This is a genomic window from Streptosporangium jomthongense, from assembly GCF_042650425.1.
In the GTDB taxonomy this organism is placed as follows: Bacteria; Actinomycetota; Actinomycetes; order Streptosporangiales; family Streptosporangiaceae; genus Streptosporangium.
The window spans coordinates 1-941 of sequence record NZ_JBHSBC010000081.1 but is presented as its reverse complement, the minus strand read 5'-3'; the positions used below and the strand labels follow the sequence as shown (position 1 = coordinate 941).

At 65.2% G+C, this 941-nt stretch carries 1 pseudogene; it reads left to right on the top strand.

From position 1 onward, the window contains the following. Positions 1 to 93 precede the first annotated feature (93 nt). Positions 94 to 941 (top strand): annotated as a pseudogene (locus ACFOYY_RS42490) (IS5 family transposase); the annotation flags it as partial.

The following is a 941-nucleotide window of genomic DNA, read 5'->3' as shown; positions in this document are numbered from 1 at the left end:
TACAATCAAGGTAATCCATCACAATATGTTGTTGTAGTACTAGGCGATGTCTGATAAATGATCACGGCAGGTGCGGTTAGATGATCGTTCGTGGTGCGACGAGGTGAACTGACCGACAAGGCCTGGCAACGGATCGAGCCCCTGCTGCCCGCGACGGACGGCAGGGGACGCCCCTGGCGCGATCACCGCGAGGTCATCAACGGGATCCTGTGGCGGCTGCGTACCGGAGCGCCCTGGCGGGACATTCCTGAGCGCTACGGCCCCTGGCAGACCTGTTACGAGCGGTTCAAACGCTGGGACGAAGACGGCACCTGGGCCAGAATCCTGGAGGATCTGCAGGTCAAGGACGACTCGATTGGCACCGTCGAGCTGATCGTGAGCATCGATTCCACCATCGCCCGCGCGCATCAGCACGCCGCCGGAGCCCGAAAAAGGGGGACGACGGCCAGACGATCGATGCGAAACAGTCCCAAAGACGACAAGCCCTCGGACGCTCCCGCGGCGGACTGACCACCAAGCTCCACCTGATCACCGAAACCCGCGGCCTGCCCGTCGCCCTGCACCTGACCGGCGGCAACATCGCCGACTGCACCGCCTTCGACGCGGTCATGGCCGCCTTCCGGCTGCGCCGCCGCATCGGCCGGCCCCGTACCCGCCCCGATCGCCTGCTGGGCGACAAGGGCTACTCCTCCAAGAAGATCCGCCTACACCTGCGGCAGCGCGGCATCCAGGCGGTCATCCCCGAGCGCAAGGACCAGATCGCCAACCGCAAGCGCAAGGGCAGCCACGGCGGCCGCCCTCCCGCCTTCGACAGGGTCACCTACAAGGACCGCAACCTCGTAGAACGGTGTTTCGCCAAGCTCAAGCAGTGGCGAGCCATCGCCACCCGCTTCGACAAGCTCGCCAGCCGCTACCTCGCAGGCGTCACCCTGGCATCCGTC